This window comes from Runella sp. R0.1_18, assembly GCF_057652155.1.
On sequence record NZ_JBYFCK010000007.1, the window covers coordinates 172,163 to 188,061 of the forward strand.

Consider the following 15,899-nt stretch of genomic DNA (forward strand, 5'->3'; position numbering starts at 1 on the left):
ATGTTTAAACAACGTATTTTTTTACTATGGATAGCGGTGTTAGGTGGTATAATGACGACCTATGGACAATCGCTTTCCCTCAAAAATGCCACGATTGTGGTGTCGCCGTCGGTGCCAGTGCCTATGCGCGAGACAGTTCCTAAAGTTTTTACGGAAGAAATAAACAAACGGACTCATTTGCTGCTCAAACCCGCTGCGGCTTGGCCGAAAACGGGTGTGACGGTGGCAATGGCGCTGTCGAGCGACCGTGAACTGTTCGGGAAAGCACTACCTGCCCGAAAAGCAGGCGATGCGGCTGAGACTCGGGCGGAAGGGTTTCGGGTGGTAGTCGATGGGCAGACGCTGTGGATTATTGGCGCCGATGCCCGTGGGGTATTGTTTGGAACGGGCTGGGTGTTGCGCCATTTGGAGATGTCGGCGGGGAATGCGTTGCTCGCACTTACTACCGACGTAGCGACGGCGCCCGTTTACCCGATTCGTGGACACCAACTCGGCTACCGCCATACCGCCAATTCGTACGACGCGTGGACGGTGGGGCAGTTTGATCAATATTTCAGAGAATTAGCGATCTTTGGCACCAACGCCGTAGAAGGGATTCCGTTTCACGAAGATGAAAAACCCAATCCCCATTTTAAAATTCCTGCGTCGGAGATGCGGGTAAAAATGGGAGAGTTGTGCCAACAATATGACCTTGATTACTGGGTATGGACGCCCGTTACGTTTGAATTGAGCGATGCCGAAAAGCGCGCGGCTGAGTTGCGTTTACACGAAGAGTTTTACAAAAAATGCCCTCGCCTCGACCATATTTTTGTGCCAGGTGGCGACCCAGGTGACAATCACCCAAAATTGGTTTTACCTTTTTTGAAAGACTTGTATCAGCTTCTTACCAAATACCACCCCAAAGCTAAAGTGTGGGTTTCGTTACAAGGTTTTAGCGTGGAGCAAACCGATTATTTTTACCGCTATTTGGCCGAAAATAGCCCCGATTGGCTGCAAGGCGTAGTTTCAGGGCCAGGAAGTCCGCCAATGGCCGAAACGCGTTTTCGTTTGCCCAAAAAATACCAGCACCGCCAGTACCCCGACATCACGCACAATGTTCGCTGTGAGTTTCCCGTGCGCGGTTGGGACCAAGCCTACGCGCTGACCCTCGGTCGCGAAGCGTCCAATCCGAGACCTTACGCTTTCTCCGAAATCCACCAAACGTATGCTCCTTTTACCGATGGATTTGTGTCGTATTCGGATGGCTGCCATGACGACGTCAACAAGGTAGTATGGAGCATGAGAGGCTGGAATCCTACGATGGATGTGCGTGAGATTATGACAGATTATACCCGCTTCTTTTTTGGAAAAACAGCCGCTGAAAGTGCTGCCGACGGGATTGCGGCTCTCGAAAATAACTGGAAAGGCCCGTTGGTTCAAAATGGCGGGGTAGAGGCTACGTTTACTTTCTGGAAAGGGCTGGAAACGGCTAACCCTGCCTTGAAAAACAATTGGCGTTGGCAGATGCTTTTGCTACGTGCCAACTACGACACCTACACTCGCCGCCGATTGGTATATGAGCAATCGCTTGAAAAACAGGCGAATGGCGTGCTTTTTCAGACAACAGAGCTAGGCACTGAAAAAGCCATGAACGAGGCGTTGACGCTGGTAAATCGGGCTGACCAACAAAATTGTGCGCCTGAGTTACGTCAAAAAATAGAACAATTGTGTGCCGATTTATTCACGTCGATTGGTTTGCAAACGAGCGTCAAAAAACACAATGCCAAAGGTTATGAACGTGGTTGCGTGCTTGATTTTGTGGACTACCCGCTCAACAACCGTTGGTGGTTGGCCGATGAGTTTAAAAAAATAGCGGCCTTGCCTTCGGAGGAAGCCAAAAAAGCAAGATTGAAAGACATAGCCACGTGGGAAAGCCCAGGACAAGGGAGTTTTTACGACGACGTGTCGAGCGTAGCGAAAGGCCCTCGCGTGAAGACCGTTTCCGAAGATGCAACCGACGTGGCATGGTGGGAAGATGGTTTCAGTCGGACTCGTTTGTCGGCGCAATTGTTTCAGAAATGTCCTGAATTAGAGTACGATAACCTCCAAATGGATGCGCGTTATATTGTTCGGGTGGTTGGATCAGGAGAAGCGTTATTGCGCGTGGATGGGCGTCGTTTGGAGCCGATTACGTACAGTCGTGAGCCCAATGGCGTCAAAGAATGGATTGTACCCTTGACGTTGACCCAAGACGGGAAATTGCACGTTACGTTTGATGAACCCGAGGAGTCACATCTAAACTGGCGGAAACAATCCAAAATCTCGGATGTTTGGTTGCTGAAGCAGTAGTTTGTTTGAACCATATAAAGACATATAAGGGATTATAAGAAAAACTTATATGTCTTATATGGTTCAAAATTACAACTCCCGAATCCGAATCGCACGGAAAGCTGCTTCGTCACCGTGGTCTTGAAGGAGAATATGCCCGCCAGGCATTGCAAAATCCTCTACTTCCTTAAACTTGCTAGCCGCCTTAGCTTCCTTAAATTGAGGGCTTCCAATGGTATATTCTACCACTTTTACGCCGTTGAGCCAGTGCGTCACGCGTTTGCCCTCTACCCGAATTCGCCCTCGGTTCCATTCGCCGATGGGTTTTTGCTGGCGTGAATTGGGTTCAATCAATTCATACAAACTTGCCGTACGCCGTTTGTCGTTGGTATCGTTGGCAATGTCTTTGTTGCCCAAATCGTCAATCAGTTGATATTCTGGGCCTAACATAGCACCATTGGGGTATTTTTTGACAAAATATTTAAGACCCGTATTGGCACCAGGAGCAAGCTTAAATTCAAATTCTAAATCGAACTGAGTGTAGGTTTTTTTGGTAATAATATCTCCACCCCGCACTACGGCCTTGCTTTCCCCTCGGCCTTTGTTGACCACCAATTCATTGTTTTCGATGGCCCAGCCTTCTTTGGGAAACTGGTCACTTTTGGATGATGTCCAGCTGACCATGGATTTTCCATTAAACAACCATTCCCACGGGCTTGGGGTGTGTAATTGTACCGATGGGTGCATGGTGTATAGGCGGAATTGTTTGCCATCGTTGACAACCATCCCGCTTGACTTATCGCTTTCGAGAATCGGATTTCGGTCGTATTTTGTCCAGTGAATCAAATCGTTTGAAACGGCCACGTTGGTGCTCCATTCACGCCAGTCTTTAAACGCCGATGCGTGATAGTAGCCGTAATACTTCCCTTGGTATTTGATGATTTGGTTCATCGCTACCGCAAATTTGTCGTAGCCATCAGGGCCTAAAGCAATGACAGGTTCGTCTTGAACGTTCTTCCAAATTTTCAAATCGCGGGAGGTTGCGAGCCAAATTCCCAGGTCGGCCCGCTCGTAAAAAAGGTACCACGTTTTATTTTCGTACCAAATCGCAGGCGTCCCGTAAGCCCCTTTGCTGATGGGTGTTCCGTTGGTTTGGCGAATGTCCAAATTGCCTTTTTCTTTCCAGTGAATACGGTCGGTAGAGGTAAGTAAATGAGCGACGTCGTCGCGACCTTCGGCAAACATGTAATAAACGCCATTAACTTTCACTACCGACATATCTTCTACCCAATCCAACCTATAAATAGGATTTTGAGGGTGGCGCTTCCAGCGAATCCCGTCTGTGGACGAGGCGTAACCAAGAAATTTTGTGGATTTGGGCTCGTTTTTGTAGCCCGTGTACCAAAGGTGATACGTATTACCTTCGTGAAGAATGTAGCCTCGTTCACGGATTTTTTCGTCCCACGTTTTTTTGCCTGTTCCTTCAAAAACAGGGTTTTGGACATAAGCTTTAAAGTCCACGATTTCGGAGGGAAATTGGGCGAAACTTTGATTAAAGTAACAGTAAGAAAGGGCAAGGAAAAGGAGTTTTTTCATAGTGGGAAAATAGAAATGGAAGGGAAGGGAAATTTACTCTTTCCCCAATGAAAATGTGATGCCAAAGGTATTTTGGAAACGAACAGGTTTGCCCCATTTAACGGCAGGGTTCCAATTGTTCATTAGTTTGATGAGTCGAACTGCTTCTTCGTCGCAACCGCCACCGATGCCCTTGATTACCCGTACCGATTCGGGTATTACTTTCCCTTTTTCATTGATGACAAAGCCTAGCCATACTTTCCCGCTGATTTTTTCTTTGGCGGCTTTTTCTGGATATTTCATGTTGTTGGCAATGACATTGCTGATGCCTTTTAATCCAGAAGCGTAGGCGGCAGGCACTTCCACGTCGGGGGCGATAAAACCTTCGGTGAGGCTTTTGGCATAGATGTCGCTGCTATCGGCCAATACCCTCGCTTCGGCAGTATAAGGCGATTGGGGATAGCCACTCACTTTACGAAAGAGTTCACTTGCCCGTTGGAAGTCGAGCTGTTGGTAGCGTTGTTTGGCAAGGGTCCAATAGTTGGTCATCAGCGTAGCTTGTACGGTGCTGTCTTTGGGATTAATGTCTAATATTTTTTCATAGATGGTCATGGTTACTTTGGCGGCGTCAGCACCTTTGGATAACTCCTGAATCGAACGCCAAAAACCTAAGCACTTGTCGCAGTTTTCGAGTTGCATAATGAGGTAATCATCGTTCTCATTGCCAGTTACTTGTTTCGCCTTTTCGTACAGTTCTTTGGCTTGTTGATACTTACCTGCTAAAAAGAGTTTATCGGCTTGCGCTTTATGGCCAATGCTGTCTTTGGGTGGGGTAGATTGCGCATGTAATGCGTTACTTATCAGGAATGTTAGTATGGTCAGTAGCGTAAGAAATCTCATATTTTTGGGTTAGATTATTTTGGGCAAAAATACCTTGATTTCTTAATTCTCCTACTATTTTTAATGGCGCTTTATGCCTTTTTTCTTTGAATTTTGACCTTTTTTGCGCTAAAAAAGGCTTTTTTGCTCAAATTAAAGTTCAACTGTTTTATTATTCTCTAAAACTAAGAATGGCGGAAACATCCCCTATTTTCCTGCTAAATACTTATTACGATATTCGATGGGGGTACAGCCTTTGATTTGTCGAAATTGCCGCGCAATATTTTTACTGTCGGTGAGGCCCATGTCAAGCGCGATTTCAAAAACCGTCATGTCAGTTTCGAGTAATTTTTGGGTAAACTTCTCGATACGTAAATTAAAAATATACTTATAAATCGGGTAGCCCGTAATGTCCTGAAAACGTTGTTCCAAGGCCCGCCGCGACAACGGCACTTGTTTGACCACGTCATCGACTTGCAGGTTTTTGTCGATATTTTGGTGAATAAATTTCAAAGACGAAGCAATGTACTTGTCGTTGGTGGCATAAATATCGGTGGACTGGCGAGTGATTACTTGTGTTGGTTTTACGTAAATGTCGTAGAAATCCGACGTACCGTGCTCAATCATGTGGTGCAACAATTTGGCTGCGTCGTAGCCACCTTTTTCGGTATCTTGGGCAATGCTCGAAAGGGGTGGATCCGAAAATTCACAAATCATTTCGTCATTATCGACGCCCAACACGGCTACTTCTTCGGGGATACGGATATTGGCCAAACGACAGGCTTCCGTAATATGCTGTCCTTGGTTGTCGTCGCAAGCCATGAGGGCAAGCGGTTTGGGGAGCGAATTGAGCCATTGGCTCAGGGGGCTAGGTTTGTAGTACCACAGCTCACTCGACCGCGACATGGCGTGCTCAAAATAATGCACGGGGTAGCCTGCTTTCTGGATGCGTGCCTCAAAACCTTCGGCCCGCTCGCGCGACCAAACGATGTCCTTGAAACCGTAAAACGCAAAGTGTTTGAAGCCTTTTCGGAGAAAATATTCTGCCCCCATGTGTCCCGCTTCGTAGTGGTCGCCTGTGATGTTGGGAATCTCTTTGAAACGTTCCTTGAAGTCTTGGGCAATGACGGGAATGCCTGCTTCCACGATTTTAGAAATCTTGGGGTCGTTGTACAACTGCCCAATGATGCCGTCGGCTTCCCATTCGAGCGCCCATTCCAAAATTCCGTCGATACCAATCGTTTCGCGCTGAAACAGGGGCATTCGACAGAAAATCCACGGGCCATGCTCTTTCGAGTACTTCGAAATTCCTTGAAGTAAGCCTTTGCTGTATTCTTCGGCAAAGTCGATAAGAAGGATAATTTTGTACATCTACGAAAAAAGTTCTTTCCAACTTTTAATGGTGGCGTTGGTCACAAGGGGTTTTGCCCAAAAACCAATGCTCAAAATATATCCCAAAGTAATCATCAAAAATAACATCGCCAAACGCAAGCCTACCAATTCGGCCAAACCTCCAATGACGAGTGGCACAACCGCACCACCCGCAATGCCCGAACACAAAATACCCGAAAACGTCCCGTGGTGATAAGGAACGGAGTTGAGCGCCAACGAGACGATAATTGACCACATCACCGAAGCAAAAAAACCACTCATTGGAAAGGCATACAAGGCCATTTCGAGCGGGCCAAATAAACCAACTAACACCGAAATGATGGCCCCAACGGTGAAAAGCAGCAATACCCGACGGCTGTCGAAGAGTTTCAACAAAACAAGTCCTAAAATACAGCCAATGGTGAGTAAGCCCCAAAAATACGAAATCACCGAAGCGCCTTCCGTAGCGGGGTCAACGTTGTGGTAGGTTTGGAGAAATTTTGACGTCCAATTAGCAATGCCTTGCTCCGTACCGACGTACGCAAAAATTCCTAAAAAAAACAGGTAAACGTAACGGTTTTTGAGTAAGTCATTGAAAGCGTTTTGAGTGTCAATTTTTTCGTCTTCTTTGAGCTCCACTTCGGGAAAATGTACCATTTTTACAACGATGACCATCAAAAGCGCTACCACCGCAAATACCCAATACAACGAAACCCATTTCAAGTCGGCGGGGACGATGTCGTTGAGCGTAGAAATAAAGGCGTTAGCTTCTTGGCCTGAATGAACATTTAGGACTAAGTAGCTGTAGAGCATGGGGCTTAAAAACGAAGCGCCGCCAAAAAACAACTGCGCCATCACGGAGTTGAAGGCAAAATTAGCTTCACCTCCTGCGACGCGCAGTAGAGGGTTAATCACCACTTGAAGCATGGCCATGCCGATGCCGATGATGAAAAGCGATAACAGCGATACCGTAAACGTGGGAACTAGCGCAAATAACAGAGCCCCACCAAATGCCAACAAAAAAGCCCAGAAAAGCACCTTTTTCTCGCGATATTTTTCGACCAATATTCCCGAAGGAATGGACGCCACCCCGTAGGCTACAAAAAAGGCAAACGGTAAAAAGCCCGCTAAGCCGATGCTGAGATTGAAGCTATCGACAATGTCGGGGATAATGGGGCCAAGAATATTACTCAAAAACGATATAACGAAGAAAATAACGAAAATGAGAATAACAATAAAGGTGTTTCTTTTCATGTGGTTTTGGGTTTTGGATTTGGTCGGGTTGTGAGCAACCCTCTGCACATTATCTCAAACTGCCCACCGTTACTTTGGCATCTTGCGATACCAACGCCGCAGCACCTAAGAGAGCGATGTCATCGTTTTGAGACTGAAGGATTTTGATCCTTTTGAGGGTTTCGGGATAGGCAAAATCCTCAAGCGCTTGGCGCATTCCCGCTTCAAAAAACGAGTAAGCTTTGGCAATAGAACCACCCAATACAATGGCTTCGGGGTCGTAAGTGTACATGGCCGCTTTGATGGCAAACCCCAAATGTACACCAAATTCTTGCCATAAACGAAGGGCTTTTTTGTCGCCGTTGAGTGCGGCGTTGCTCACAAGCAGGGCCGTAGTGCCGTGAATGGCTTCAAAGAAGTTGCTCCCTGCGTAGTATTCGAGGTTGTGCTCGCGGTAAGGCAAAAGACCGATTTCGCCCGCGCCGCAGTTGCTCCCGTTGTATAACTGATTGTCGATGATAATGCCTGACCCTAAGCCAGTTCCGATGGTCATTCCAACGACAGAATTGTAATGTTGGGCAACGCCATAGCGGTGCTCGCCGAGGCTAAAGCAGTTGGCGTCGTTGTTGACATAGACGGGTATGTTAAATTCTTCTTCTAAAATATCACGTAACGCTACTTTTTCCCACGAAGGGATATTGGCTACGTTATAAACGATGCCTTTTTCGACATCGACGACTGAGGGAACACCAATCCCAATGCTTCCGATGGGGTGTTCGGTGAGGGGACGTATCAGGTCAAACAGCTGCTCTAAAGTAGCCGACATGGACTCCTTCTCTTGGAGGAAAACCGTGTTTTGGTGGATAATTTCCCCGTTAAACTCGATTCCCGCTTTTACTTTGGTTCCTCCTAAATCTACTCCTATTTTCATTGGTGCTACTTTTTAAGTGTTAACGTTGCGTATTTACTTGAGCGAACGCGCGGTGGGTAACTATGAATTACAAATGATGAATTACGAATGAGAGCTACTTTACTTCGACGGTGCGGCTTGCTTTGCCTGCGGCGTCAAATGCTTTGAGCTTTATTTTGCCTGTGACTTGGACAGGGGCGGTATATTCGGCTGACTTATCGGTAGGTTCGCTGCCGTCGGTTGTGTAGCGTACCCGAAGCCCAGGATAAGCGATATTGGCCTTCAATGTTCCGTTTTCGACTATTGCCCCTGGCAGCGGAACGCGGTAGTTGTAGCCGCCGTTGAGATAGCTTAGGCGAGGTAGGTCTTTTTGGGCGAGGGTATTTACGAAAATATTCCAACTTGCCTGAATCGCTTTTTCGCGGGCGCTGCGGTCGGCAATGGTTTCCCAAGGGCGCTCGGCGCTCCACGCACTTTCGGCAAAGCCCATCAATTTTGGTAAGGTGTAGTATTCGAGCATGTCGCGTCCTTTGATGGTTTCGCTCCACAATTGACACTCTACGCCGACGATATTTTTACGAGCATCGGGTCGCAAACGCTCTACGTTGTTGAATACCAGAGGCTTGCCAAAGTTGTTGGTATAAGTAGTTTTAAACATGTCGTACGGTGCAAAAGTGTAGTTATCGCGGGTATCGACAAAGCCAGCCCAGTAAAGACCTGGTTCTTGCGACTCATTGTTGTAGGCCAAATCGAAGTAAAAATTGGTGACGTTGCACAAGACGACAGGGTAACCTGCATTGGCCAAACGATAACCTAAATCTGGGTCGTAGAGGTTGTTCCACACGTAAGGAACCACGTTTTTACCCGCAAACTCAGGATTGACCTTGAGCGCACCGTCTTTGGTTTTTGTTAATCCTACTTCTTCCCAACCGTGTACTTGGAGGCCGCGTTTTTGTAAACGAGGCAGCAAACGGCGAATGAAATAAGCATGGAGATTATGAAATTCGCCGATGCTCGGGTCTTTTTTGAGCAGGTCTTGGGCCCAAGGCGACTTGGTCCACGCACCGCCCGCTACTTCGTCGCCACCAATGTGGAAAATATCCAAAGTAAGCCCCGCTTCTTTGTACATTTTGATGATTTCGTCGGTCACTTTTTCGTAGAATCGGTAGGTGGACTCTTGCGTCACATCCGTCACGTTGTCTTTGTAGCTTTGCGCCGACAAATAAACCGATTCGTCTTTGGGATCCACCAAACGGTATTCGTTGGCTTCTTTCTCTTTGCCTTCTTTCATCAAACGTTGATAACGCGCTTCCATCGCTTTGATGGCTGCCCGAGCGTGGCCAGGTAAGTTGACTTCAGGGATGATTTTGATGTGGCGAGCGTGGGCGTATTTCAGAATTTCAATAAAATCAGCTTTGGTATAAAAACCGCTTCCGTGGGTACCTTTGCCGTAAGCTGCTGGGCCAGAGCCATAGCCTGGGTGCAAGGCGGCATCTTTGTACGACTTCACGTGCTGACGCTGACCGCCTACTTGCGTAAGTTCAGGCAAACCATCGATTTCAACACGCCACCCTTCGTCTTCCGTTACGTAAAACAAAAAATGGTTCAGTTTGTAAAATGCCAATACGTCTAGCTGACGAAGAATGGTCTCTTTGGTTTGAAAATTACGGCCTACGTCGAGGTGCATACTACGGAACGAAAAGCGAGGAGCGTCTTCGATTTGCAGCGCTTCCAACGAAATGGTGCTGGATTTTTGGGCTAAAGCTGCCGTTGGAATGAGCGCAACAAGGCTCTGAGTGCCGTAAAACACGCCCGCAGCGTCGCTGCCAACGATGGAAACTCCTTGTGGACTCACGCTTAGTTTGTAAGCTTCTTTGCTAATTCCTTTGACATTCAACGCGGTTGTACTCAACGAAATGGTATTGGGAGCGGGTGATGCGTTTTTGGTTTTAAACTCGCTACCCGTCAGCTCTTTGAGGCGTTGAGCCAGCAAATTGGCTTCGTTTTCAAGTCCTGCGGCGTAGTGAATTGGGGTGGATGAGGTCAATGAAAAAGAACCTTGCCCCGTTACCACACTGATGGGAGATGGGATAATGCGTTGTAATTGGGTAGCGGCCACGGGGCTTACTTGAAGATTTTCATTATAGCGCAGACTGGCCGTAATGATGGGGTCTTGGTCGTTGGGGCCGCGCAAAAGTTGCTCTTTTCGCGTAAACGGCACCACGGCACATTTTTCTATGGGAACAATTTGTGATTCTTCGCCTTTGGCATCATAAAAGACAAAATATAATCCCAGTGGAGCATCCGTTTCTTTGATGACACTTTCGGTACCACGGTAGCTAATGGCAACCGAATCGCCAGGCGCAAGACGAAATCCTTTGTTAGGAGAAAGCTTGTACCAGTCGCCGTTGATGTGCTCCAGTGTCGCGAGCTGGGGTGTAGGCGTGGGCGTAAGCGGGCGAGGAGCCATGTTGAAAAACAGTGCCCAAGCGCTATCGCCAAGGGTAAGTGAGCCATTGTTTTTGAAGTAAAATTTCGCTTCAAAAACATCGTTAGGCCCTGCAAAATTGTCGGTCAATTCCCACGAAATAGCAATATTACTTGCTTGGTCAAACGCTCCTTCTGACGCAGATTTGCAGCCACTGAGCCACCAAATAAAAATACATAAAACAGTGATAGACGAAATAGTACGCATAAATACCGAGGTTAAGTAGCCCTAATAGTACGCTGATGCGTATTAAAAATACCATTCTGGGTACAGTATTTTTAATTCTTTCTTTAACCGACACCAACTAAGATGTCTCTTTCAAGCTCTCGTCTTATTTCACTCGACGCGCTTCGTGGGTTTACGGTGGCCGCCATGATTATGGTCAACTTCCCAGGTAGTAGCGATCACGTCTTTTTTACCCTGCGCCACACCGTCTGGAATGGGCTTTCGTTTACCGACTTGGTTGCGCCTATTTTCTTGTATGTGATTGGGGTATCCATCGTGTTGGCTTACTCAAAAAAGAAAGACGGTGGCAAAAAGGAGTTGTACAAAAAAATCATCGTTCGGTCGCTGAAAATTTATGCCGTTGGGATGTTTCTCAACCTGATGCCCGATTTTAATCTTGCCGAAGCCCGTTGGACAGGGACACTTCACCGCATTGCTTTTGTGTTTATGGGATGTGCTATTTTATTTTTAAATACCAATTGGCGACAACAAGCGTGGATAACTGCTAGTATTTTGGTAGGTTATTGGTTGGCCTTAACGCTCATTCCTACCCCAAGCGTAGGAAAAGTGATGCTCGAACCGGGCGTAAACATTGTGGCGTGGTTTGACTCAAAGTTTTTGCCAGGAAAAATGTGGCAAGGTACGTGGGATCCCGAGAGTATTCTCAGTACGTTTCCTTCAATCGCTTCAGGAATCACGGGGATGTTGGCGGGGCGCTTGTTAATCACCGATTTAAGCCCAAACCTAAAGGTCAATTACCTGATGACCGCTGGCGTGATTTCGTCGGTACTGGGGTATTTTTGGGGGCTTGGGTTCCCTGTCAACGAGAACCTTTGGACGAGTTCATTTGTGCTGGTGACATCTGGTTTTGCGAGTTTGTTGTTGGGTGCGTTGTATTTTACGGTTGATATTTTGGGGAAAACCAAAGGAACACAAGTGGGAATTATCTTTGGAGCTAATGCTATTTCGGTATATGTGCTTGGCGACATCTTAGCCTTGTTTTTTTTCGGAACCAAACTCGGTGATAAAACTCCGAACGAACACGCTGTCAGTGCCTTGGTGGGAATGGGAATGAACCCTAACCTTGCTAGTTGGCTCTATGCCCTATTTTTCGTAGCCATCAACTTCGTCCCAGCCTATTGGCTGTATCGAAAAAAGATTTTTATCAAACTGTAACAGGGTCAGACGATAGTCAGACCCCAAGCAGGTGATAGCAAACGGTCTGGTTATCGCCTGACCTCTGAAACTATGAGAGCAAACGGTCTGACTATCGTCTGACTTGCGTATATCATCAAGCTTATTTGGGTCAGACGGTAGTCAGACCCAAATAAGAGCGAGCAGTCTGACTATCGTCTGACTTGCGTATAACATCAAGCTCATTTGGGTCAGACGGTAGTCAGACCCAAATAAGAGCGAGCAGTCTGACTATCGTCTGACCTGCGTATAACATCAAGCTTATTTGGGCCAGACGACAGTCAGACCCAGACAATTTTAAACATAAACGGTCTGACTACCGTCTGACCTCTGTGAAAATATGAGAAAACAATTCATTTGTCTCTGTTTTGCGTTGTGGGGAGTCCAAACCACCGTGGAGGCGCAAAAAGTAAAATTTGGGGTGCTTTCGGACGTACACGTTCCGACCATGCACGATGCCAAAGAACGCTTGACGGCGTTTGTGGACAGCATGAAAACGGCCAAGCCTGATTTTGTAGTCGATTTGGGCGATTTTGGAACTCCTGCTCCCAAATATGCCTATGGTTTTGAGATTTGGAATAGTTTTCCAGGGCCCAAATACCACGTCATTGGTAACCACGAAATGGACGGTGGGTTTTCGCTGAAACAGGCGTTGGAGTACCGAAAAATGACTTCGTCGTACTATTCGTTTGAGCAAAAAGGATTCAATTTTATCGTCTTAGACGGCAACGACAAAAAATCGCCCGACGTGAAGGGTTATCAAGAACATTTAAACCCGTCGCAAATAGCGTGGCTACGCGACGAACTTACGAAGGCGAAAGGGCCGATTGTGATTTTCTCGCACCAAGGCTTAGGCAAAGACGGGGTGGACAATGCCGAAGAAATTCGCCAAATCCTTGAAAACCACAATGCAAAGGCAAAAAAGAACAAAGTAATTGCCAATTTCTACGGGCATATTCACTACGACCGCGCCGATAACATCAACGGAATCTGGTACGTCTGTATCAACTCCATGTCTTACAAATGGCTTGGGGAAGAGTACGGTCGCGTTCGTTACAGCGAGGAGGTCGATAAAAATTTCAAATGGATAAAATACACTGCACCCTACCGTGACCCGCTGTTTACGGTGATTGAAATTTCTAAAAAAGGCAAAATTACGATGTCGGGCAAGAAGTCTCAGTGGGTCGGGCCTTCGCCCAAAGAAGTAGGGTTTCCGCAGGACAATAAAGACTACGATGTCCCCGAAATTCGCCCAAAAGTATTAAAGTTTTGATGGGTAAAAGCTTCTTTTTATGACAAAACTGCCACTATTATTGATTGCTTTTTTGATGGCATTTGCGGGTTTAGCAAAATCCATTGACCTCACCAAAGCGCGCATTTATACTTCGATTTCGGACAAACAAGTACTGCTCCGAAGCATTGAAATCCTTCAAGAAGAGGTAAAAAAGCGAACCCAAGTGACCTGGGAAGTAACGGATAAACTACCAATAGCTGCAACACCGCTGGTCGTGATTGTGTTGGAAAAAGACGTAGCTCTTTTGCCGACTGCGTGGCAAAAGGAGGCACGAAAACTGTCCACTATCTCAGCCGAAGGGTTTAAATTAGTGACGATTCCTGCTTCGCAAGCCGTGTTGGTTATGGGTAAAGATGCGCGCGGTGTTTTGTACGGAGTAGGGCGTTTACTCCGAAAATTAGCGATGTACCCGCAAAAAATAACCATCGACGAAGAGGTACAACTAGCTACGAGTCCGCGCTATCCCGTGAGAGGACATCAGCTGGGGTATCGACCTAAAACCAATGCTTACGACGCTTTTTCGGTGGCACAATTTGACCAATACATTCGCGAACTTGCCCTTTTTGGAGCCAATAGCATCGAACTCGTTCCACCCCGTACCGACGATGACGTGAAAAGTGGGCACATGAAAATGCCTGCCATGGATATGATTCGGGAGCAGTCGCGGATTTGTAAAGAATATGGGCTGGACGTTTGGATGTGGTACCCCAACATGGGTTCGAACTATACCCATCCCGATTCAATTCAAATCGAACTTGATGAGCGTCACAAAGTATTTTCGGCCATTCCAAAACTTGATCACGTATTTGTACCAGGAGGCGACCCGGGCGATTTAGAACCCGATATTATGTTTGCGTGGCTTCAAAAAATGTCGGTGGTTTTGAAAAAATACCATCCCAAAGCCAAAATCTGGGTATCGCCGCAGGTATTCAAACCTAGTAAAAAGTGGTTTGATTCGTTTTTTGCGCAGGTCAATCGAGCGTATCCGTGGTTTGGTGGTGTGGTGTTTGGGCCGTGGGTAAAAATGCCCGTGCAAGAGATTCGTCGCATCACCAAAGCGTCGATTCCGATTCGGCATTATCCCGATATTACCCACAATTACAGTTCTCAATACCCCGTTCCTCATTGGGATTTGACGTTTGCGCAAACCCTTGGCCGTGAAAGTATTAACCCTCGCCCGCACGATGAAAAAACGATTCATAATGCCTTGGACGAATACGGCGTTGGGAGCATTAGCTACTCAGAAGGTACCAACGACGACGTGAATAAATTTGTGTGGAGCGACCAAGATTGGAATCCCGAAACTCCTGTCATCGAGACGCTTCGTGATTATGCGCGTTTGTTTGTCGGAATGGACTACCAAGAAACCGTTGCGCAGGGGCTTATTTCGCTCGAAAATACGTTTCGAGGGCCTTTGTTGACCAACGAGTCGGTGGAAAGAACCCTGATGCAATGGCAATCAATGGAGCAAAAGGCATCGTTGGCGGTTTTACAAAATCCTCGCTTTCAAATGGGGCTGATTCGGGCGTATTATGATGCTTATACCCGCCGTCGATTGTTGTACGAAACAGAATTGGAGCAGCAAGCCAAGGATGCGTTACGAAGTGCTACCAAAGGAAGTTCGTTGGCCGCAATTCAGCAGGCTAAAGCGATTTTGGACCGGGCGGTAAAAGCGCCGATTTTGCCTGAATATCGTCAAAAATGCTTCGATTTGGCCGATTCTCTTTTCAAAAGTATCGGTGCCCAGCTGACAGTAGAGCGATACGGGGCGGTTTCGGGGCGCGGAAATTTTGTGGATAATATCGACCTACCGCTCAACGACTCTCCGTGGTTGATGGATGAATTGGGTAACATTGAAAAACTAACGAGCGAAGCCGAACGTCAACAAAAAATCCACCAATTACTCCACCGCACCGACCCAGGCGAGGGAGGTTTTTACGACCACTTCGGGTCGCCCGAAAGTTGGTATCGGGTGATTTCGGACGTTTCGTGGGAGAAAGACCCAGGCAGTTTGCAGTCGCCTCGGGTAAGTTTTGGCGTTGGAATCGTGGGGGAAGAATGGGTGGATGAAATCAGGGCAACAGGTTTTAAAGGGCAAGTAACGCCGCGAGCGTGGATGAAACAGGTCAAAACGCTGTATGAAGAGCCGTTGAAAATTGCTTATGACGAATTAGACCCCCAAGCCACGTATCGAATGCGAGTTTCCTACACAGGACGTTTTCGTTCGCGGATGAAATTGATGACCGACGACGGCGTGGTGATTCACGATTTTTTCCAAACGGGCGAAGAACCTCTCTTTGAATTTGATGTTCCCCAAAAATCGACTGCCGACGGCAAAGTTACCTTTATTTGGACCTGTGGCGAGGGCGGTCAAGGTCCACAAGTGACCGAAATTTGGCTAATAAAGAAGTGATTTTACGACC

10 protein-coding genes are annotated in these 15,899 nt (G+C 47.1%); 4 read left to right on the forward strand and 6 right to left on the reverse strand.

Translation table 11 applies throughout. From position 1 onward, the window contains the following. Complete coding sequence (locus AC23P2_RS14620) at positions 1-2,328, forward strand: hypothetical protein (protein ID WP_487773890.1); 2,328 nt, start codon at positions 1-3, stop codon at positions 2,326-2,328. A 69-nt stretch (positions 2,329-2,397) separates the two neighbouring features. Here the strand turns inward: AC23P2_RS14620 and AC23P2_RS14625 are convergent, their stop codons facing one another. The 6 genes from AC23P2_RS14625 to AC23P2_RS14650 all read right to left on the reverse strand — a co-directional run bounded on the left by AC23P2_RS14625 (position 2,398) and on the right by AC23P2_RS14650 (position 10,970). Further along, entirely contained in the window at positions 2,398-3,903 is a 1,506-nt protein-coding gene (locus AC23P2_RS14625) for a 3-keto-alpha-glucoside-1,2-lyase-like domain-containing protein (RefSeq protein ID WP_487773891.1), read from the reverse strand. Between the two features lie 33 nt (positions 3,904-3,936). Further along, the gene (locus AC23P2_RS14630; protein ID WP_487773892.1) at positions 3,937-4,782 is read right to left on the reverse strand and encodes a TonB family protein; all 846 of its coding nucleotides are present in this window, start codon (positions 4,780-4,782) and stop codon (positions 3,937-3,939) included. 186 nt (positions 4,783-4,968) lie between these two features. Further along, positions 4,969-6,132 carry a XylR family transcriptional regulator gene (locus AC23P2_RS14635; protein WP_487773893.1) on the reverse strand — a complete coding sequence of 388 codons (1,164 nt, stop codon included), beginning with the start codon at positions 6,130-6,132 and terminating at the stop codon, positions 4,969-4,971. Then, positions 6,133-7,386 (reverse strand): sugar MFS transporter, encoded by a 1,254-nt coding sequence (locus tag AC23P2_RS14640; protein ID WP_472492700.1) that lies wholly within the window; start codon positions 7,384-7,386, stop codon positions 6,133-6,135. Positions 7,387-7,435: 49 nt separating this feature from the next. Beyond that, positions 7,436-8,296 (reverse strand): ROK family protein, encoded by an 861-nt coding sequence (locus AC23P2_RS14645; protein ID WP_487773894.1) that lies wholly within the window; start codon positions 8,294-8,296, stop codon positions 7,436-7,438. 94 nt (positions 8,297-8,390) lie between these two features. Continuing rightward, complete coding sequence (locus AC23P2_RS14650; RefSeq protein WP_487773895.1) at positions 8,391-10,970, reverse strand: family 20 glycosylhydrolase; 2,580 nt, start codon at positions 10,968-10,970, stop codon at positions 8,391-8,393. A 102-nt stretch (positions 10,971-11,072) separates the two neighbouring features. On the opposite strand from AC23P2_RS14650, the gene AC23P2_RS14655 reads away from it, so the two are divergent. The 3 genes from AC23P2_RS14655 (at position 11,073) to AC23P2_RS14665 (ending at position 15,889) form a co-directional block, all read left to right on the forward strand. Next, positions 11,073-12,164, forward strand: coding sequence for an acyltransferase family protein (locus tag AC23P2_RS14655; protein ID WP_487773896.1), 1,092 nt, complete (start codon positions 11,073-11,075; stop codon positions 12,162-12,164). A 358-nt stretch (positions 12,165-12,522) separates the two neighbouring features. Then, the gene (locus tag AC23P2_RS14660; RefSeq protein WP_487773897.1) at positions 12,523-13,455 is read left to right on the forward strand and encodes a metallophosphoesterase family protein; all 933 of its coding nucleotides are present in this window, start codon (positions 12,523-12,525) and stop codon (positions 13,453-13,455) included. Between the two features lie 19 nt (positions 13,456-13,474). Further along, entirely contained in the window at positions 13,475-15,889 is a 2,415-nt protein-coding gene (locus AC23P2_RS14665; RefSeq protein WP_487773898.1) for a hypothetical protein, read from the forward strand. The last annotated feature ends 10 nt before the right edge of the window (positions 15,890-15,899 follow it).